The sequence below is a fragment of the Bacillus sp. NP247 genome (genome assembly GCF_018966865.1).
In the GTDB taxonomy this organism is placed as follows: domain Bacteria; phylum Bacillota; class Bacilli; order Bacillales; family Bacillaceae_G; genus Bacillus_A.
On sequence record NZ_CP076653.1, the window covers coordinates 1359325 to 1379160 of the forward strand.

Below are 19836 nucleotides of genomic sequence, written 5' to 3' on the forward strand. Positions count from 1 at the left end.
AATTCCTCCAAAATATAAGTTATTACAACATATGCCAAGCTTTCACCAATTTATACCTTATTCAAATAAAAAACCTCTTCCTAGTTAAATAGGAAAAGGTTATTTTTCATCCGTTTCATTTTCTTGACAATTTTTACAAATCCCATGGAATGTTAAACGATGATCTTTCACCTTAAAGCTCCAGTCTCGTTCCACTTTATTCTCCACTTCACCAAGTAAATCTTCTTGTATTTCTTGTACAGCACCGCATTGTGTACAGATTAAATGATGATGGAAACGCTGTGCACCTTCTTGGCGTAAGTCATAACGCGAAACACCGTCTCCAAAGTTAATCTTATCGACAACTTTCAACTCAGACAATAACTCTAAAGTTCGATAAACGGTTGCTAATCCGATCTCTGGCGACTTTTCTTTTACAAGGAGGTATACATCTTCTGCGCTTAAATGATCTTCTTCATTTTCTAGCAGCACACGAACTGTTGCTTCACGTTGTGGTGTCAATTTATAGCTCGCTGCATGTAATTGCTTCTTAATTCGTTCAATTCTTTCTTCCATTCGGTACTACTCCCTCCTCGCCACTCTTACACCATTATATCAGAAGAAGGGCTCCTGTCAAAAGAAAAACAATAAAAACAAATTGATAATTATTCTCACAAAGTATTTATTGTTTGTTGATAGCCTCCACAACTTCTTTCATTAAAACTGGTGATGCATACGCTTCGACACTGGAAGCAATAGCTAATACCGCTCCAATCACGAGAAAAAAGCATGTATAGCGAATTAATAACGGTAATAGTGGCTCCGTTATTTTCCGGATAAATTGATGCCTAATCATTCTCAAGGAAAAGCTTGCAGCAATTGTTGTCATTACGAGAAATACAGGAATTATAATTAAATTTTGTGGCAATACAGATACAAATGCTAATAATAGTCCATTCCATCCGTGCTGACTTACTAAAAAACCTACTGTAAATCCAACAACTACCCCTTTTAAAAATAGTAAGATAAAAATGAGTGGCAACCCAATAATTGAAATTCCCAAAATCCAAATAAAGCCGATATATTTTAATTGCGAAAAGTAACTTTCTCGAAACATTTCGCCCGCGACAGCAAATTCTCCTTTAGAAACTTGTCCAAAAAAACGCTGTAAATAAAATGATAAATCTTGCTTTTGGTTTATTTGTAAACTATTCACAAGAATCGCTCCAAATATTACTCCCATCAGTAATAAAACCGCATTAAATATATATAGTGAAGAATTTTCCTGTATGTGAGACATTACACGGTCTTGCCACGTTTTTCGCCACATTTTCCTTCCCTCCGTTCACACTCTTACTAAAAATGTATGAAAGAAAGAAAAAAAGTATGACGAATTAACATTGAAATTCCGCTCTACTTTGCTAAACTAAAAAGTAGAGAATAGGAGGGATTTCTCTTGAAACCATTATTATTAGATTTTCCAACATTATTTCAAACTGAGCGCTTGCAAGTACGTAAGCCGTTTCCAGGTGATGGCACAGAAGTATATGAAGCAATCCAAGCTTCTCTAGAAGACTTATTACCATGGATGCCAATTACAGCTGAAACAGAAGAACGTGCTGAAGAAATTGTTCGCGAAGCTCACGGACAGTTTTTACTTCGTGAAACACTTGATTTCCACTTATACGATAAAGTATCTGGTACATTCATCGGAGCTATTACTCTCAAACCTGAAAACTGGGATATTCCAAAGTTTTCACTTCACTTCTGGCTACATAGCGCTTATACAAAGCATGGCTATATGACAGAAGCCATTAAAGGTGCGATTCAATTTGCATTTGATAAACTAGGTGCTAGAAGAATTGAAATTCGTACTGATGCAACAAATATAAACGCATGTAACTTGGCAGAACGTCTAGAATTTATTTTAGAAGGTACAATGGAAAACGATTTCCTAGCACCCGATGGCAGCTTACGCGATGCACGTGTATATGCAAAAATTAACTAAAAACACTCGCCTTAGGCGAGTGTTTATTTTTGTAATTGTAAATATTGTACTGCAAACATCGTCTTAGCATCATGAATGCGAAGGTCTTTCATAAGATCCACCGCTTCTTCTAATGACACTTCCATTAATTCTACAAATTCATCTTCATCTAAAGCTGCTTTATTTTCTTTTTGTTTTAATCCTGTCGCTTTATATACATATAAAATCTCATCTGCAAAACCAGGTGATGTATAGAAAGATGTAATAAGCTCCATATTTTCACACACATATCCTGTTTCTTCTTCTAATTCACGAACTGCTGTTACCTCTGGCTTTTCCCCAGGTTCTAACTTCCCAGCAGGAATTTCCACAATTGGCTTTTCGAGAGCTTTACGATACTGCTCAACGAGTACAATTTTCCCCTCATCAGTAATAGCAATAATAGCAACTGCCCCAGGGTGATTTACGATTTCACGTTTACTCATTTCTCCATTTGGTAATACTACATCATCAACACGAACTTTTATAACTCTACCATCAAAAATCGGTTCAGTTTTTACTGTTCTTTCTGCAAGATTACTCATACTACTTCATCTCCCTGTTCTATTTCCTAATCGTTCTTCATACATTTTACCACATTGAAAGGAGCGTGATAGAAATGAAAGTTTACATTTTACCAAATCGCGTCACTTTAGTCGGCAAAGCATGGCAAATTCGTCATAAGCTAAAACAATATGGCAAAGAATATACAACTGTACAAGAGTGGATTACAGCAAATAAAAAGTAAACGTTTGTCAACCTCCTTCCCCTTTCGTACAATAAAGGTAAGGAGGTTGACCTATGAAAAAACGTCAATTAGGAAACTCAGATTTATATGTTACGGAAATTGGATTTGGCTGTATGTCTCTCGGTACATCTGAGGCTGAAGCTATGCGTATTATCGATGAGGCAATCGATTTAGGAATTAACTTTTTTGATACAGCGGACTTATACGATTATGGATTAAATGAAGAATTTGTTGGAAAAGCTCTGAAAGGAAAACGCGACCAAATTGTTCTTACAACAAAGGTTGGAAATCGATGGACAGAAGAAAAAAACGGCTGGTCTTGGGATCCTTCTAAAGCTTATATAAAGGCCGAAGTAAAAGAGAGTTTACGTAGACTTCAAACAGATTATATTGATTTATATCAACTGCATGGCGGGAAGACTGAAGATCCTATAGATGAAACAATTGGAGCCTTTGAAGAATTGAAAAAAGAGGGTATTATTCGTCATTATGGTATCTCTTCTATACGTCCAAATGTCATTCGTGAGTATGCAAAACGTTCAAATATCGTTAGTGTATTAATGGAATACAGCCTTTTAAATCGTCGTCCTGAAGAATGGTTCCCACTTCTTAATGAACATCAAATTAGTGTCATCGCACGCGGACCACTTGCGAAAGGCATTTTAACTAACAACAATGCAAGCAAGATAGAAAGAGTAAAGAAAAAAGATTACCTCTCCTATTCTTATGATGAATTAAATATAACACTCGCGAGTGTAAAAGAAATTATAGGAGAAAGATCTTTAACTGAATCGGCCATTCAATACTGCTTAAATAATGAAGCTGTTGCATCTGTTATACCTGGTGCAAGCTCTATTCAACAGTTGCAAGCAAATGTACATGCTGGGAAACCAATGTCTTTAACAAAAGAAGAATATACACAACTTCAGCAAATTGTTAAATTTGATACATATGCTTTACATCGTTAAAAAGGCGCTACCATACTGGTAGCGTCTTTTTATAACGTATCATATTTATCAGGATTCGTTCCTACATGTAAATTACGATTTAACGTATTAATTTGATCCATCTCTTTTTCAGTTAATGAGAAATCAAAAATAGTAAAGTTCTCTTTAATACGAGTTGGCGTAACAGATTTAGGAATAGTCACAATCCCACTTTGAATATCCCACCTTAATATAACTTGTGCAGGTGACTTTTCATATTTTTTAGAAATAGCCTGAATAATTGGATGCTGGAATACTTCGCCGCCTCTCATTAAAGGACTCCACGCTTCCATTTGAATTTGCTCACCTTGACAGAAATCACGCAATTCAAATTGCGCTAACATTGGATGAAGTTCAACTTGGTTTACCATCGGCTTCACTTTGCAATTTGGTAATAACAGTTCTAAGTGATGTTTATGAAAATTAGAAACACCAATGGCACGCACTTTACCTTCTTCATATAGCTTTTCTAGGGCACGGTATGTATCAACATACTTCCCTCTTATCGGCCAATGGATTAAATATAAATCTACATAGTCCATTTGTAATTTCTTTAAACTTTTTTCAAACGCCCGAAGAGTCTCCTCGTATCCTTGGTCATCGTTCCAAACTTTCGTTGTAATAAACAATTCTTCTCGCGGGATCCCTGATTCACAAATAGCCTCTCCGACACCGCTTTCATTTTCATATACAGTCGCTGTATCAATCGAACGGTATCCAACTTCTAACGCTGTTTTTACTGCTTCTTTTACTTCGTCGCCTTCTTTCGCTTTATAAACGCCTAAACCAATCATCGGCATTTTCACGCCGTTATGAAGTGTAGTTGTTGGAATATACACAGTCGTTCTCCCTTTCATTGTTACATTTTTATAAACCACCACTTTATTTCAACAAGATTCATCCAAAAAGTCAAAACATACGTATAGTTTACATAATAATTTTATACACCTTTTAAAAAAAATAACGTGAACTCAGCCATTCACGTTACTTTCTATCCATTTCTTCGCTTTTTCATCAACATTATGTACAAACTCATTTTTCCCTTCCGTATATAACGTACCATCATATGTATATTTTTCGGCTAGTTCTTTCTTTAGAGCTGCATACGCCTCTGCTTCTTCACAATGAGCCATCATATAATCACGAAATGCTAAATGCCTTACTATCTCAGGATTTCCTTTTTCAAATACGTGTAAGTGATACGAACGTTTTTCCTCCGTTCCATGAATAAAATAACGGCGGCCTGAAATACCATTTTCTCCTTTAATGATGTAACCAAGTTCTTTAAATTGCTCATTCCATTGATCTACTCTGTCGATACTTTCTACTTCCATGATCATATCAATAATAGGTTTAGCTGCTAGTCCTGGCACTGATGTACTTCCAATATGATGAATTTTCACCATTTCTGGCATCGCCAATTTTAATCTTTCAGCCTCCATTTGAAATTTTTCACCCCAATGATTTTCATGCGGAACGACTACAATTTTTCTCATTTTAACTCCCCTTTTCTTACAAACTCGTCAAAAAAATGATCAGTGGCATTTCACTGATCATCTTTTATTATTTAAAGTCTTTCCAAGTAAGGCTACTTTCACTTAACAGTTCTTCAAATGATTTATTCTTTTCACGTTCTTTTTGTTCTTTACGCTTTCTTTCTTGTTCTGCTGCCTCTTTTTTCTCTTCTCTCACTTGCAACTCTTTTTTCTTATTCTTTAATTGTTGCATTAACGAATCGTTCAATTGATCACCTAGTGTAAGTGATTCTTTCTCTGCTTGATTCATTTGAGAGTGTCTTTGCATTTGTCTTTGCTTCTTTTTTTTCATACTACTCACCTTTTACTTTTTTCTCCATTATAGAGGATACACGGCGAAATCGACAATAAAAAAGGTACATTACTCTCGCATTCTCTATTATTCATTTTTTGTAAATATGTTAATTTTTCGAAAAAACTAAATTTAACTATAGATATAATCCTATTAATCTATTAAAATTATGTCGTATGATGTCAGATTATAAAAAAAGGAGAAATTAATTATGTGGAAAAAAATTATTCCTGCTGTCGCTATTTTAAGCACCATGACTTTTTCAAGCGTGTTCGCCGCTCCTCCATCTCAGACTCCTGCTGAACAAAACCGATACATAGACATACAAATGCTTGGTATTAATGATCTCCATGGACAACTAGACACTGTAAAAAAAATTAACAACAAAGAAGCTGGTGGTGCTGATTACTTAGCCACTTATTTAAAAGAACGTAAAAAACAAAATCCAAATACACTTCTTGTACATGCTGGAGATATTGTCGGTGCTAGCCCACCAGTTTCAGCTTTATTACAAGACGAACCAACTATTGAATTTTTAAATGACTTAAAGTTTGATGTTGGTACAATTGGAAATCATGAATTCGATGAAGGTATCGATGAAATGAAACGCCTCATTTACGGTGGATATCACGAAAAAACAGGGAATTTCAAAGGAGCAAACTTCCCTTATGTCGCTGCAAACTTCTATAACAAATCAACTGGCCGCTTATTTTTACCACCATTTACTGTAAAAATGGTAGATGGTGTTCCTGTAGGGTTCATTGGTGTCGTTACAACTGATACACCAAATGTCGTTATGCCTACTATGCTTAAAAATGTACAAATCACTGACGAAGTTGAAGCAATTAATAAATCAACGCAACAATTAAAACGTCTCGGCGTTAAATCCATCGTCGTTCTCGCCCATGTTGGCGGAACTACCGATGAGTCTGGCGTAACAAATGGAGACCTTACTCGAATTGCAAATGAAACGGATCCAGAAGTTGATGTTATTTTCGGTGGACATAGTCATACGTATGTAAATGGTACTGTTAATAATAAGCTTATCGTACAAGCGAACTCTTACGGGATGGCTTTCTCTGATGTAGATGTAACGATTGATAGAAAAACAAAAGATATTGTGAAGAAAAAAGCTGAAGTTGTTACAACATACCATGAAGGTGTCGAACCTGATAAACAAGTAAAACAAAAGTTAGATCAATATAAAGAAAAAATCGCACCTCTTGTAAATGAAGTTGTCGGAAAATCTACAGCACCTATTGACCGTAAACAAAACGATGCTGGTGAATCTACACTTGGAAATTTAGTTGCCGATGCACAGCGCCAAACGATGCAAACTCAAATCGCACTTATGAATCCTGGCGGCATTCGTAATGACTTAGACGCTGGCGATATTACATGGGGCGAATTGTACGGCATTCAACCTTTTGGAAATCAGTTGATTAAAGTAGATTTAACAGGTCAAGATATTCGTGATATTTTAAATCAACAATGGCAAAAAGGAGCAACGAGAATGCTGCAAATTTCAGGTATTCAATATACTTGGGATGCAAGCAAACCAAACGGTGAAAAGGTTACTAATATCCGTTTAACAAATGGTGAAGAATTAGCTTCCTCTAAAACGTATAGCGTAGTTGCAAATGCTTTCTTAGCTTCTGGTGGTGATGGATTCGTATCCTTTAAAAATGGAAAAAATGCTGAAACTGGTCCAAACGATTTTGAAGCATTAGTCGATTATGTAAAACAAGTGAAAGAACCAATTCAGCCAATTATTGATGGACGTATTCAAAAAATCAACTAAACACTATTCAAACTAGTACGTAACACTCGAAAGAAGAAGCTCCTTTTATATGCAAGGAGCTTCTTCTTTTAGAGTCATTCGTATTGTCATTCTTCTAGTGCAGTAAAGGATAAGCACATAGCCCTTGTTTCCTCGTAGTATATAGAAAACTATAATAGGAGGGTTTGTATGTATTTCTATCCAAACAATGACGATACATTATATCGACAAAACGACAAACTCATTCGTAGTATTGAGAAAGCCATTAACGGAGAATATAGCGCCATTCATTGTTATGCTGATTAGCTAATTTAGCTCCAGGAATAAATGAACGAAATCAAATCCTTGAAATTCGGCAAGATGAGCAACGAACAGTTGATTTTTACTTAGATATTGCAGACGAAGTGATAAATCAACAAATGAAAGAAACATTTCGGCGCGCAGCTGATGATGAACAAAATCATCCCGTTTGGTTCCTATATTACTTTTCGAAACAAAACAAAGAATGCAATGAAATGGAATAAAAGAAAGGATACACGCTCTTATATGGAACATAGTATCCTTTCTTTTATTTCTCTGGATACGGTTCATGATTAACATCATACCGTTGCAAAAATTCCTGTAGTGCTTCTTCTACAATTTTAGACTTTTGAATCCCTTTCGATTCCGATATAACATCTAGTCTTGCTAATACTTCTATATTAATCGAAAAGGTCCGTTTCTTTTTCTCTGTGCTCTTACTTATAATTTGAACACTTACTTCTTCTCTTTTTCTTAGCAATTCATAAATGCTTTGTAATTGTTCGTAAATTAGTAATTGATAGTCTGTTTTTGCATATTGAAGGGCAGTAGCTTCTTGGATTTGCAAATGACGTGGCTCTTCACCATCACCTATAAAGATACGTTTTTTCTGCTCTCCATCATATTCATATCCAATCACCCTTAATTTCTTTGATAATGTATATGGGCTCATTTCAAGCCGTTTCGCTATAATAGCGATTGATTCGCGTCTATTTAAAGAATCAATAATTTCTCCAATCGTCACATTCTCCCTCCTCTCTTAATCGCCTACACTTGAAATCAAACCAGTATGTTATGATACAATGATTTTCTAGTAGTATATGCAAAAGAAAGAGCCTGTGCGATTCATACCATTTAAGAAAAGGAGGTTTACATATGCTTTTTCGTAGCTATACACCAAAGTTTTATAACGAAAAGAAGCAATTAATCCCTAACAGTATCGCTACGATAGAAAACGTTATGATTAATGACCGGAAACAATCTCTCCTTATACGCGGCCAAAACGTGGCACAGCCTATTTTATTATGCTGTCATGGCGGTCCTGGTATGGCACAAATCGGCTTTATTCGCCATTTTCAAAAAGAGTTAGAAAAGCACTTTATCGTTATTAATTGGGATCAGCGAGGGGCAGGTAAATCCTTTTTATGGCGGGATATCCAAACAAATTTTACGATTAATCAATTTTTTTCAGATGCAAAAAAGGTTATTCAATATCTTCTCAAACGCTTTAATAAGCAAAAACTATTTCTCGCTGGTCATTCTTGGGGAAGTATTATCGGACTACAAATCGCTAATCAATGTCCCGAATATATAGAAGCATACATCGGCATCGGTCAAATTGTACATATGAAGCAAAATGAAGAATTACTATATCAACATTTAATTAGCTCTGCCAAAAAACATGACCATAAAAAGGCATTAGCTTCTCTTTTAAAATTAGGGAAACCACCCTTTTTAGATACGAGACGCCTCATTATTCAAAGAAAGTGGCTGGGGACATTCGGAGGAGCAATCCAAAATGGATCTTCCTTTTCTTTCATACGAAAAGGCTTCTTTTCTCCTGAATATACGCTATTAGATTGGTTCAAATTTCTCGCAGGAAATTTGAAATCCGGAGTTTTATGGGAAGAGATGCTGACAATCGATTTCTTTTCATCTATTTCAAGTTTATCTGTTCCTGTTTATTTTTGTTCTGGTCGCTATGATTATCAAACTCCTTATGCACTCGTTCAACAATATTGCGATATCATTCAAGCTCCTATTAAAAAGATGATTTGGTTTCCAAACTCGGCACATTCTCCAGATTTAGAAGAGCCTGAGTTATTCGCTAAATCTTTACAATCAATTAAACAAGAACTATCTTTTCAACATTAATAACAAAAGGCGCTTTTACATTTCATAGAAAACATTTTATAATGATATGTCGCAAGTATATGTCACTGCAAACACTTGCTTGCCTTAACAGAATAAAAATTAGGGAGATTACATTTATTATGAACGCTGTACTCATCGCAGTAGCAGTCATGCTACTGCTTAGTTTGTTACGTGTCCAAGTCATTGTCGCCATTATCGTTGGAGCTTTAACAGGCGGACTTATCGGCGGACTCGGTATTTCAGAAACAATTAGTACTTTTACAGCAGGTCTTGGGAACAGTGCTCCTATCGCATTAAGCTACGCAATGCTCGGTGGATTTGCTATTTCCCTTTCAAAAACAGGACTTCCTGATGCAATGATCCAATCAGCTTTAAAATGGATTGGCAACGAACAAGACACGAAAAAACAAGTCTATTCTAAAATACTTATATTATTTATCATTTTAACAATGGCTTGTTTCTCACAAAATATTATCCCTGTTCATATCGCCTTCATCCCAATCTTAATTCCAGCACTTTTAAAAGTATTAAATGAGCTGAGGGTGGATCGCAGACTTGTTACATGTATTATTACATTCGGGTTAATTACCCCTTATATGTGGATCCCTGCAGGGTTCGGAAAAATTTATCATGACGTATTGCAAACAAATGCTGCGCAAAGCGGTCTTACATTTGATGTCGCACTTATTCCAAAAGCAATGACTATTCCAGCAATCGGTATGATTATCGGATTATGTGTAGCGGTTTTTATTACATACCGAAAACCACGTACATATGAAACAGAACAAATTCATGCTGCACAGAATGAAATCGTTCCCTATACGAAAAGAAGTATTACTTTTGGTTTATTATCAATAATTGCTACATTAACTGTGCAATTAGCAACAGAATCAATGATTTTTGGTGCTTTAGCAGGTATTATCGTCTTATCAGTTAGCGGTAGTCTCCCTCTTAAAGAAGCCGATGCTATTTTAACGAGTGGAATGCGTATGATGTCCTTTATCGGATTTGTTATGATTTCTGCCGCTGGATTTGGCGCTGTTCTTCGAAAAACTGGACATGTTGAATCTCTTGTGCAAACGAGTGCACATATAATCGGAAATAATAAACCACTTGCTGCATTTCTTATGCTCGTTATTGGACTTCTCGTTACGATGGGAATTGGTTCTTCCTTTTCAACCATCCCAATCTTAACAACAATTTTCGTACCGTTATGTGTCCAGCTCGGATTTAGTCCAATGGCTACAATCGCAATTATCGGTACAGCTGGTGCACTTGGTGATGCAGGTTCTCCAGCATCTGATAGTACACTTGGACCAACATCCGGTTTAAATGTTGATGGTCAGCACCACCATATATGGGATACGTGCGTTCCAACTTTTCTGCACTATAATATACCGTTACTTATATTCGGCTTTATTGCCGCAATTACACTATAAAAGGTGCGTTTTAAAAACGCACCTTTTACTTTGTTGTTTCTCTTTCAATGCACCTAAATTCTGTTTTCACTTCTTCTTGTCGCACTTGTTTCTTCTTTATTTTTCCTATTAACTGTTGAAAAGCTATTTCCCCATTTTCTTCGATATAACTTCCAATCGTCGTTAATGATGGACTTATCCATTCACCCTCTACACTCCCCTTAAATCCAATGATTTGCAACTTACCTGGTATATGGATATTAAGAGTTTTCGCCGCCCTAATTAGCTCAATAGCGACCTTATCACTTGAAGCTACAACTCCATCTATGTATGGATGCTTTTGTAACAATTCAAGAAACTGTTGATTCGTATACCCTTGTACAATTTCCTCTCGATAAGAAAGTCCTTCTTTCCAAGCAGTATCTAGAAATCCTGCCACATGCTCTTCCATTTCTTCACTCTCTACTCCCTCACCGATATAAGCAAGAAACTGGCAGCCTTTCTCTTTTAATAAAGAAACAGCTTTCTGACCACTTTCATAATAGCTCATAAGAGATTGTCGTTCTTCAAGCACAGCGAAAGGAAGTGAGATTTCTCCTATACTTCGAAAAACAGATTTCGTCATTATAACGCCTGCAATGTTATTTTGCTCCAACATATCTATGTATCTATTCTTATTTTCTATATTACAAACTATTACTTGATACCCTTCTTTATATGCTATTTCCTCAACGAAACGAAGCAAGGTGATGTATGATGGATTATGCAAATTATCTACAAGTAATGCAATCATCGTTGAAGGCTGCTTAAATAAAGGCTTTGCTGTAGCATTCGGCCTATAATGTAATTCTTCAATTGCTTTTTTTACTTGTTTCACCGTATCTTCATGGACATATCCTTTTTCGTTAATGACTCTTGAAACGGTTGCGACTGAAACACCGGCCAATTTTGCAACATCACGTATAGTTGCCACATCGTCACCCCTTAATATGGTAATAGATTACAATTTTAAACTAAACCAAAATATAACATTCGTCAAGGTTATTGTTTTATATTTCTGAAAATTGTTACACAACTTCCACTCTACTCATAAAATATACTCCAGCTGAATTTCATGTGAAATCGCGATATTATCATAACCAATAAACGGAATTTCTTTCTTTATTTTTCGTGCTTCCTTTACCGCATCAATATACAAATTCGTCATCATGAAGTTACGTTTTTGATAAAAACGAAGTGCGTTCATATTATCATTCGTCGTAATGAGCCACACTTTTTCACACTCATTTTCCCTTGCCATTTGCAATACACAATCCACCAGTTTTGTTCCAATCCCATTTCCTTCCTCAAAACTATCTAGCGATACAACTTCACACATGTTTTTTAGCACTTCACACGTTATAATTCCCACTATTCTGTCATTTTTAAGTGCGATAAAACCAGGTAATTCTTCTAATTGATGTGCTCTGCCTCGCGAGACCATCATTGAACTCCCCCAGTTTTCACACATAAACCCCCGAATGGTTTCTTTCATTTCTGGTGTAATTTTTTGTATATGAACCATATACGATTTCTCCCCTTTTTATATCATTGTGATACAATGTAAGTGTATCATATGTAGAGGTATTTGGAGGATGAGGTAAAGTATGAAACGTTTTTTTACAGCATTGTTTACTATACTAGGTGCACTAACTGCGATTGGGATTTTCTTTACAAATAAAGTTATGTACTTGAAGAAAAAAACAGAGGAAGAAGTTTTAGAACGCGAAACGAAAAGGCATTTTCATTTGGACGATTTTAAGGCTATTCAAAAAGAAGAGGTTCACATCCCTTCTCAATTCGGATACGAACTTCACGGATATTACATGCCAGCTGGTCATTCCAATAAGTTTATGATTTTTTGTCATGGTGTGACTGTAAATAAAATGAATTCCGTTAAATATGCAAACTTATTTTTAAATAGAGGATATAACGTATTTATTTATGATCATCGCCGTCATGGTAAAACCGGTGGTAAAACAACAAGTTATGGCTATTATGAAAAACATGATTTAAAGTCAGTAGTTGACTGGCTAAAAGATCGTTTCGGAACGAATATTACACTCGGAATTCATGGTGAATCTATGGGTGCTGCAACTCTTCTTCAATATGCAGGACTTGTAGAAGATGGTGCTGATTTTTATATTGCTGATTGTCCTTTCTCTGATTTTTATGGACAGTTACAACATCGTTTGAAAGTTGAGTTTCATTTGCCAAAATGGCCTTTATTACCTTTAGCAAATGCCTTTTTAAAAGTTCGTGATGGCTATACAATTCGTGAAGTTTCACCAATCGATTGTATAAAAAATATTAACAATCCTGTTCTCTTTATTCATAGTAAAGATGATGACTATATTTTATCTGATATGACGAAGTCACTTTATGAAGCGAAAGAAAATAATAAACAGCTTTATATTGCAGAACATGGTGCACACGCTTGCTCTTATAATGAAAATAAAGAAGCATACGAAGATGCCATCGATCAATTTTTAAACACATATGTAAAAGAAACAAAAAACAGGCTTGCATAAGCCTGTTTTTTTACTGCGCTAAAACGTCTGTAACTTGTTCCATATTTTCAGAAATCCACTTTACTGCCTCGTCTAGCGTTGAGAATTCCGTCGTTTGAAAAGTCACCTCATCTTGAAGTAACCAAACATCTTTCGGTTCTTGTCCTACACCTGCGATTGACCAATGAAGTAAACTATATGGATGATTATCATTCAAAAATGATGCCCATGTGCGCTCATTTGCAATATTTTGTAGTGTTTGTAATTTTTTATCCATCTTTCGTCACCTTACTCTAGTCAGTTATAAAAACTATTATAACACTCTCTTCTCTCTCAAACAAAGTGCTCTTTTTATATTGTCAAGTACTCTCCCTAATTATATGATGAGAGTAAGCGTTTGGAAAGGAGGGATAACGTTGGCAAAAGTACAAATTAAAGTAAATGATAATGGCTCTTTTCGCGTTACAGGGGACGTGGAATTAGTTGACTCACAAGGGAATGTATTCCCAGCAAAACCGGCATTTTCTTTATGTCGTTGTGGTTTATCAAAAAATATGCCTTATTGCGATGCTTCGCATAAAGGAAAATTCGAGTCTGTTGTTAGAGCACCAGAGGCAGAGTAATTTTGGATGTAACATGCACATTTTTTTGTGCATGTTTTTTTACTATTAACACCGTATCCTTGCAACATTTCTACTGATTTTATCCCCATTCCTATTACATCTATTTTCACACAATTCTTCACATTCGAATATTTTTCACTTTGCTTTTTTCTTTTTTGTGCTATAATGTGAGCAAACAACATCCTTCGGGGTCGGGTGAAATTCCCAACCGGCGGTGATGAAGCGAGAGCTTCTAAGTCCGTGACCCGTTTTCAACTCGAAAACGGTGGATCTAGTGAAACTCTAGGGCCGACAGTATAGTCTGGATGGGAGAAGGATATGTTTTCTAGTAATTTTATATAGCGAATACACTTTTATTTCAGTATGCATATTTTTAAAGTTTCATTTTGAATCTTTATATATGTTTTATTTTGTATACTTATGTTTCTATACTGAAATAAAAAGATACGACTAGCGTTGAAAAAATTTGATATTTTGCTAGGTTTTTTCCTTATGCCAAAATATCAGTCATCGTTAGGTTTCTTTCCTATACTTTCGTATTCGAACTATATTTCTAGAAATCACGTCTCCCAAACCCCAAGGATTTTATATTCTTGGGGTTTTTTGATTTTTTCAGGAGAGGTGAAGAGAATGACAGATCCAGAATATATGAGGATTGCCTTGCAGTTAGCACACGGTACAACTGGGCAAACGAGTCCAAATCCTATGGTTGGTGCTGTTGTTGTAAAAGATGGAAACATCATAGGAATGGGAGCTCACTTGCGTGCTGGTGAAGAACATGCTGAAGTTCATGCTCTTCACATGGCTGGTGAAAGAGCAAAAGACGCTACTGTTTATGTAACACTTGAACCATGTAGCCATTTTGGAAAAACACCACCTTGCTGTGAATTACTCATTGAAAAAGGAGTCCAGCGGGTTGTAATTGCTACCCTTGATTGCAATCCACTCGTTTCTGGCAATGGAAAAAGGAGATTAGAAGAAGCTGGAATCGAGGTAACTACTGGTGTTCTTGAGGCGGAAGCCACTTTATTAAATCGATACTTTTTTCACTATATGAAAACGAAACGTCCCTTTGTAACAATAAAAACAGCAATGAGCTTAGATGGAAAAACAGCAACTGTAACGGGTGAAAGCCAGTGGATTACAGGCGAAGAAACACGCGCTGATGTTCACCAATATCGTCATATGCATGATGCTATCCTAGTCGGTGTGAATACAGTTCTAACTGATAATCCACACTTAACAACACGAATTCCAAACGGAGGTAAACATCCTATACGTGTTATTTTAGATACCCACTTACGAACGCCGCCATCTTCTCATGTCATAACAGATGGCTTAACTCCGACATGGATTATTGTCGGTAAGGATGTAAATAAAGAGAAAATAGCGTCTTATGAATCTAACAATATAGCTGTATTCCAAATGAAAACACAGCAAATTGAAATACAAGATGTCCTATCCCTACTCGGTGAAAAACAAATTCTTTCTCTGTTCGTTGAAGGTGGTCAAACGGTGCATGCGAACTTCTTAAAAACAAATAGTTTTAATGAAATTGTGGCCTATATAAGCCCGAAATTAATTGGTGGAAAAGATGCACCCACTTTATTTGGCGGAGCTGGTTTTTCGAAGTTACAAGACGCACTTTCCTTAACAATTCAAGAGATGAAACAAATTGGTAATGATATAAAAATTGTTGCAACCTTAAAAAGCGAGGTGACGGAATGTTTACAGGAATTGTAGAAGAGTTAGGAACGATATCAAGCATGACTCAAAGCGGGGAAGCAATGAAACTAACTATTAGCACAAATCAAATTTTATCGGATGTTAAGCTGGGTGATAGTATCGCGGTTAACGGCATTTGCTTAACCGTAACTAATTTTACAACTACTTCATTCACTGTCGACGCAATGCCTGAAACAATGAAAGCAACATCACTTCGTATGCTAAAGCCAAGTGCCAAAGTGAATTTAGAACGGGCGATGGCTGCAAACGGACGATTCGGTGGACATTTCGTCACCGGACATATCGACGGCATCGGTACGATTTTAACTAAAAAACAACATTACAATGCCGTCTATTACAAAATAGCAATTTCTGATGAGTTACTACACTATTGTTTGCATAAAGGATCCGTTGCTGTTGATGGCACTAGCTTAACAATATTTGATATAGACGAATCTTCAATTACAATCTCACTCATCCCGCACACAGTAAGTGAATCTGTCATCGGAGAAAAAAAAGCTGGGGATATCGTAAACATTGAGTGTGACATGATTGGTAAATATATTGAACGCTTTATTTCACAGCCCGCAAAAAGAACAGATTCAATGACCGAAAGCTTTTTACAAGAAAACGGATTTCTATAAGGGGGAAGCACAATGTTTCATCGTATTGAAGAAGCTCTAGAAGATTTAAAACAAGGAAAAGTCGTTATCGTATGTGATGATGAAAACCGGGAAAATGAAGGCGATTTTATTGCTTTAGCAGAGTACATTACACCAGAAACGATTAATTTTATGATTACACACGGTCGTGGTCTCGTTTGCGTACCGATTACGGAAGGGTACGCAGAGCGTTTACAGTTAGAACCAATGGTTTCTCATAATACGGATTCGCATCATACTGCTTTTACAGTAAGTATCGATCACGTTTCTACAACAACAGGCATTAGTGCTCATGAGCGTGCTACAACAATACAGGAATTATTAAATCCCGCATCTAAAGGAACTGATTTTAACCGTCCTGGACATATCTTTCCATTAATTGCGAAAGAAGGTGGCGTCCTTCGCCGCGCAGGTCATACAGAAGCTGCTGTTGATTTAGCAAAACTTTGCGGAGCTGAGCCAGCCGGCGTCATTTGCGAGATTATAAATGAAGATGGGACGATGGCACGTGTACCTGATTTACTAGAGTGCGCCAAACAATTTGATATGAAAATGATTACAATTGAAGATTTAATTGCTTATCGCCGCCATCACGAAACACTTGTGACGAGAGAAGTGGCAATTACATTACCTACAGATTTCGGTACTTTTCATGCAATTGGCTATTCTAACTCATTAGATATGAAAGAACATATCGCGCTCGTAAAAGGTGATATTTCAACAGGCGAACCTGTACTTGTACGCGTTCATTCAGAATGCTTAACAGGAGATGTATTTGGTTCGTGCCGCTGTGATTGTGGACCACAGCTACATGCTGCACTTGCTCAAATTGAGCGTGAAGGAAAAGGCGTTCTTCTCTATATGAGACAAGAAGGACGAGGCATTGGCCTTCTTAATAAGCTTCGCGCTTATAAGTTACAAGAAGAAGGGTTAGATACTGTAGAAGCAAATGAAAAACTTGGGTTCCCAGCTGATCTTCGTGATTACGGTATTGGCGCTCAAATTTTAAAAGATTTAGGATTACAAAGTTTACGATTATTAACGAATAATCCACGAAAAATTGCTGGCTTACAAGGTTATGATTTAGAAGTAACCGAGCGTGTACCGTTGCAAATGCCAACAAAAGAAGAAAATAAAACGTATTTACAAACGAAAGTAAGCAAATTAGGACATTTACTAAACTTATCCCGCATTAACGGGCAGTAAAACTCCCACCTCAAAATTCGGCTGGAGCAAAGAAGTTAGGTGGGAGTCGGGCTGCCCGTAAACGCCCGATTGGTGAGGGCTAATAATCAGCGGGGGATGAACCCCCACTGATTATAGTTTCACTTTATAATTAAAGGAGAGATAAATTATGGTATTCGAAGGTCATTTAGTTGGTACAGGGTTAAAAGTTGGGGTTGTTGTTGGACGTTTTAATGAATTTATTACAAGCAAGTTACTTGGCGGTGCTTTAGACGGATTAAAGCGTCACGGTGTAGAAGAAAATGATATTGATGTTGCATGGGTTCCTGGTGCATTCGAAATTCCTTTAATCGCTAAAAAGATGGCTAGTAGCGGAAAGTATGATGCTGTTATTACATTAGGTACCGTAATCCGCGGTGCTACAACGCATTACGATTACGTTTGTAATGAAGTAGCAAAAGGTGTTGCGTCTTTATCACTACAAACTGACATCCCTGTTATTTTCGGTGTATTAACGACAGAAACAATTGAACAAGCGATTGAACGTGCAGGCACGAAAGCTGGTAATAAAGGATATGAATCAGCCGTTGCTGCCATTGAAATGGCTCACTTATCAAAACAATGGGCATAAAAAAAGAGGCTAACGCCTCTTTTTATTTTTTCGCTTTTTTTCGTACATCTTCTATTAATTCATCCATCGTTTTTCCTTCTGTTTTTATACGAAGAGTTTGTGCTGTTCTCCACACATTTTCTCTCTTTTTCGCTTCTTCTATAATAGAAATTTCCTTCCTTACTTCTTTTAAATCTTTTCCTTCTGTTTCAAGTCCAAAATGTTCAGCTTTCGTTCGAAAATGCTGTTCAATTCTTTGTTGCATTTCTTTTTGTTCAGGATTTTCAGCCGCCTTAACTGGATCAGCACTTATCGCTTTTATTAAAATCAGACAAGTCATAATGGCTAATATGTATTTGTACATGTAAAATCCTCCAACCCGATATAACTTACATTTTTACTATGTACAATTAGAGCTTGGAAAATTCGTCCACAAAATTATTTTTCTCATCCAAAAGTGACTACTATCAAGCGTTAATGGATTTTCATTACATTTTATTTACAAAAAAAGCAAACCCTTTAAAGAGTTTGCTTTTCATCTATCTTATAGCGCACATTCTTCAATCTCAAATCCTAAATCTTCAATCATACCCCAGTCCGCAGTCGGCTCTTGTCCAGCTGTTGTTAAATAGTCCCCGACAAAAATAGAGTTTGCTGCAAATAAACCAAGTGGCTGTACAGAACGTAAATTAAGTTCTCGACCGCCTGAAATACGAATTTCTTTCGTTGGATTTACAAAACGCATCATCGCCAGCACTTTTAAACATTCTACAGGTGTTAATTCTTTTTGTCCTTCCAGCGGAGTGCCCTTTACAGCAACAAGGAAATTACACGGAATAGAATCCGCATCTAAACGTTGTAATTCAAAGGCAATTTCAGCGCGCTGTTCAATCGTTTCTCCCATTCCGAAAATCGCTCCAGAACATGGAGAAATACCGGCTTGCTTCGCTTTTTGGACTGTATCAACACGATCGTCATACGTATGCGTTGAACAAATGCTATCATAATTGTTGGCATGCGTATTTAAATTGTGGTTATAACGATGCACACCAGCTTCTGCTAACTGACCTGCTTGATCTTCATTTAAAAATCCTAAACAACAGCAAATTTTCAAATCTGTCGTTTCACGAATTTCCTTAACTGCTCCAATAACGTGATTTACTTCTTTATCCGTCGGACGACGACCAGATGCAACAATACAATATGTCCCCGCTTTACGACGAATTGCTTCGTGCGCTCCTTCAACAATTTTCTCTTGTGTTAACCATGCATACTTATCAATCGGTGCTTCTGAAATAATAGACTGTGAACAATACCCGCAATCTTCAGGACATAATCCAGATTTCGTATTTATAATCATGTTCAACTTTACTTTTTTACCAAAATGATGATGGCGAATGATGTAAGCTGCATTCATAATTTCTAAAACCTCTGTATCATCAGCTTCTAATATTGCAATTGCATCTTCTTTCGCAATCATTTTCTCCTCTACTACGTCGTATGCAAGTTTTTTCCAATCCCTTTTTGTTTGTACTTGTTTCAT

General features: G+C 36.5%; 24 protein-coding genes, 1 pseudogene and 1 riboswitch. Of the genes and pseudogenes, 13 read left to right on the forward strand and 12 right to left on the reverse strand.

Annotated features, from left to right (window positions below; genetic code table 11):
- Positions 1 to 99: 99 nt before the first annotated feature.
- Positions 100 to 555 (reverse strand): ferric iron uptake transcriptional regulator, encoded by a 456-nt coding sequence (locus tag KPL75_RS07045; RefSeq protein WP_000392654.1) that lies wholly within the window; start codon positions 553 to 555, stop codon positions 100 to 102.
- Between the two features lie 106 nt (positions 556 to 661).
- Positions 662 to 1309: a stage II sporulation protein M gene (gene spoIIM, locus KPL75_RS07050; protein WP_002111637.1), complete on the reverse strand. Its 648-nt coding sequence runs from the start codon at positions 1307 to 1309 to the stop codon at positions 662 to 664.
- Between the two features lie 126 nt (positions 1310 to 1435).
- Here spoIIM and KPL75_RS07055 point away from each other — a divergent pair, with 126 nt between their 5' ends.
- Entirely contained in the window at positions 1436 to 1987 is a 552-nt protein-coding gene (locus KPL75_RS07055) for a GNAT family N-acetyltransferase (RefSeq protein WP_002033881.1), read from the forward strand.
- A 23-nt stretch (positions 1988 to 2010) separates the two neighbouring features.
- Here the strand turns inward: KPL75_RS07055 and KPL75_RS07060 are convergent, their stop codons facing one another.
- A complete protein-coding gene (locus KPL75_RS07060; protein ID WP_219919988.1) occupies positions 2011 to 2550 on the reverse strand; it encodes an NUDIX hydrolase in 540 nt (179 codons plus the stop codon).
- 74 nt (positions 2551 to 2624) lie between these two features.
- Here KPL75_RS07060 and mciZ point away from each other — a divergent pair, with 74 nt between their 5' ends.
- A complete protein-coding gene (gene mciZ, locus KPL75_RS07065) occupies positions 2625 to 2753 on the forward strand; it encodes a Z-ring formation inhibitor MciZ (RefSeq protein WP_000870295.1) in 129 nt (42 codons plus the stop codon).
- A 53-nt stretch (positions 2754 to 2806) separates the two neighbouring features.
- On the forward strand, positions 2807 to 3721 hold the full coding sequence (locus tag KPL75_RS07070) for an aldo/keto reductase (RefSeq protein ID WP_219919990.1): 915 nt from the start codon (positions 2807 to 2809) through the stop codon (positions 3719 to 3721).
- A 29-nt stretch (positions 3722 to 3750) separates the two neighbouring features.
- Here KPL75_RS07070 and KPL75_RS07075 read toward each other — a convergent pair whose 3' ends face one another.
- From KPL75_RS07075 to KPL75_RS07085, 3 genes are all read right to left on the reverse strand, one after another.
- Positions 3751 to 4578: an aldo/keto reductase gene (locus KPL75_RS07075; protein ID WP_219919992.1), complete on the reverse strand. Its 828-nt coding sequence runs from the start codon at positions 4576 to 4578 to the stop codon at positions 3751 to 3753.
- Between the two features lie 132 nt (positions 4579 to 4710).
- Positions 4711 to 5235 (reverse strand): GrpB family protein, encoded by a 525-nt coding sequence (locus KPL75_RS07080; protein ID WP_219919994.1) that lies wholly within the window; start codon positions 5233 to 5235, stop codon positions 4711 to 4713.
- A 67-nt stretch (positions 5236 to 5302) separates the two neighbouring features.
- A complete protein-coding gene (locus KPL75_RS07085) occupies positions 5303 to 5566 on the reverse strand; it encodes a YqkE family protein (RefSeq protein ID WP_219919996.1) in 264 nt (87 codons plus the stop codon).
- Between the two features lie 211 nt (positions 5567 to 5777).
- On the opposite strand from KPL75_RS07085, the gene KPL75_RS07090 reads away from it, so the two are divergent.
- Together KPL75_RS07090 and KPL75_RS07095 are read left to right on the forward strand one after the other, a co-directional pair.
- Positions 5778 to 7367, forward strand: coding sequence for a bifunctional metallophosphatase/5'-nucleotidase (locus KPL75_RS07090; protein ID WP_219919997.1), 1590 nt, complete (start codon positions 5778 to 5780; stop codon positions 7365 to 7367).
- 168 nt (positions 7368 to 7535) lie between these two features.
- Positions 7536 to 7870 (forward strand): annotated as a pseudogene (locus KPL75_RS07095) (ferritin-like domain-containing protein).
- Positions 7871 to 7914: 44 nt separating this feature from the next.
- Here KPL75_RS07095 and KPL75_RS07100 read toward each other — a convergent pair.
- Entirely contained in the window at positions 7915 to 8391 is a 477-nt protein-coding gene (locus KPL75_RS07100; protein ID WP_219919999.1) for a ribbon-helix-helix domain-containing protein, read from the reverse strand.
- Positions 8392 to 8522: 131 nt separating this feature from the next.
- Between KPL75_RS07100 and KPL75_RS07105 the strand changes: the two genes are divergently transcribed.
- Together KPL75_RS07105 and KPL75_RS07110 are read left to right on the forward strand one after the other, a co-directional pair.
- Complete coding sequence (locus KPL75_RS07105; protein WP_219920000.1) at positions 8523 to 9521, forward strand: alpha/beta fold hydrolase; 999 nt, start codon at positions 8523 to 8525, stop codon at positions 9519 to 9521.
- A gap of 119 nt (positions 9522 to 9640) precedes the next feature.
- Positions 9641 to 10960, forward strand: a complete 1320-nt coding sequence (locus tag KPL75_RS07110) for a Na+/H+ antiporter family protein (RefSeq protein WP_219920002.1) — start codon at positions 9641 to 9643, stop codon at positions 10958 to 10960.
- 25 nt (positions 10961 to 10985) lie between these two features.
- On the opposite strand, the gene KPL75_RS07115 is transcribed toward KPL75_RS07110, so the two are convergent.
- Both KPL75_RS07115 and KPL75_RS07120 read right to left on the reverse strand, forming a co-directional pair.
- Positions 10986 to 11912 carry a LacI family DNA-binding transcriptional regulator gene (locus tag KPL75_RS07115; protein ID WP_219920004.1) on the reverse strand — a complete coding sequence of 309 codons (927 nt, stop codon included), beginning with the start codon at positions 11910 to 11912 and terminating at the stop codon, positions 10986 to 10988.
- Between the two features lie 114 nt (positions 11913 to 12026).
- The gene (locus KPL75_RS07120; protein ID WP_219920005.1) at positions 12027 to 12503 is read right to left on the reverse strand and encodes a GNAT family N-acetyltransferase; all 477 of its coding nucleotides are present in this window, start codon (positions 12501 to 12503) and stop codon (positions 12027 to 12029) included.
- Between the two features lie 82 nt (positions 12504 to 12585).
- Between KPL75_RS07120 and KPL75_RS07125 the strand changes: the two genes are divergently transcribed.
- Positions 12586 to 13509: an alpha/beta hydrolase gene (locus tag KPL75_RS07125; protein WP_219920007.1), complete on the forward strand. Its 924-nt coding sequence runs from the start codon at positions 12586 to 12588 to the stop codon at positions 13507 to 13509.
- Positions 13510 to 13519: 10 nt separating this feature from the next.
- Here the strand turns inward: KPL75_RS07125 and KPL75_RS07130 are convergent, their stop codons facing one another.
- On the reverse strand, positions 13520 to 13765 hold the full coding sequence (locus KPL75_RS07130; protein ID WP_219920009.1) for a DUF2552 family protein: 246 nt from the start codon (positions 13763 to 13765) through the stop codon (positions 13520 to 13522).
- Positions 13766 to 13904: 139 nt separating this feature from the next.
- Here KPL75_RS07130 and KPL75_RS07135 point away from each other — a divergent pair, with 139 nt between their 5' ends.
- The 5 genes from KPL75_RS07135 to ribH all read left to right on the forward strand — a co-directional run bounded on the left by KPL75_RS07135 (position 13905) and on the right by ribH (position 18314).
- Positions 13905 to 14111 (forward strand): CDGSH iron-sulfur domain-containing protein, encoded by a 207-nt coding sequence (locus tag KPL75_RS07135; RefSeq protein ID WP_001151582.1) that lies wholly within the window; start codon positions 13905 to 13907, stop codon positions 14109 to 14111.
- 177 nt (positions 14112 to 14288) lie between these two features.
- A riboswitch (FMN riboswitch) is annotated at positions 14289 to 14432 on the forward strand.
- Between the two features lie 309 nt (positions 14433 to 14741).
- Positions 14742 to 15854: a bifunctional diaminohydroxyphosphoribosylaminopyrimidine deaminase/5-amino-6-(5-phosphoribosylamino)uracil reductase RibD gene (ribD, locus tag KPL75_RS07140; RefSeq protein ID WP_219920010.1), complete on the forward strand. Its 1113-nt coding sequence runs from the start codon at positions 14742 to 14744 to the stop codon at positions 15852 to 15854.
- Entirely contained in the window at positions 15836 to 16480 is a 645-nt protein-coding gene (gene ribE, locus KPL75_RS07145) for a riboflavin synthase (protein ID WP_219920012.1), read from the forward strand. The genes ribD and ribE overlap by 19 nt, the downstream gene beginning before the upstream one ends.
- 12 nt (positions 16481 to 16492) lie before the next feature.
- A complete protein-coding gene (gene ribBA / locus KPL75_RS07150; protein ID WP_219920014.1) occupies positions 16493 to 17704 on the forward strand; it encodes a bifunctional 3,4-dihydroxy-2-butanone 4-phosphate synthase/GTP cyclohydrolase II in 1212 nt (403 codons plus the stop codon).
- 148 nt (positions 17705 to 17852) lie between these two features.
- Entirely contained in the window at positions 17853 to 18314 is a 462-nt protein-coding gene (gene ribH / locus KPL75_RS07155; RefSeq protein ID WP_000230897.1) for a 6,7-dimethyl-8-ribityllumazine synthase, read from the forward strand.
- A 22-nt stretch (positions 18315 to 18336) separates the two neighbouring features.
- Here the strand turns inward: ribH and KPL75_RS07160 are convergent, their stop codons facing one another.
- Positions 18337 to 18657, reverse strand: a complete 321-nt coding sequence (locus tag KPL75_RS07160; RefSeq protein WP_219920016.1) for a hypothetical protein — start codon at positions 18655 to 18657, stop codon at positions 18337 to 18339.
- A 180-nt stretch (positions 18658 to 18837) separates the two neighbouring features.
- Entirely contained in the window at positions 18838 to 19836 is a 999-nt protein-coding gene (bioB, locus tag KPL75_RS07165; RefSeq protein ID WP_002145880.1) for a biotin synthase, read from the reverse strand.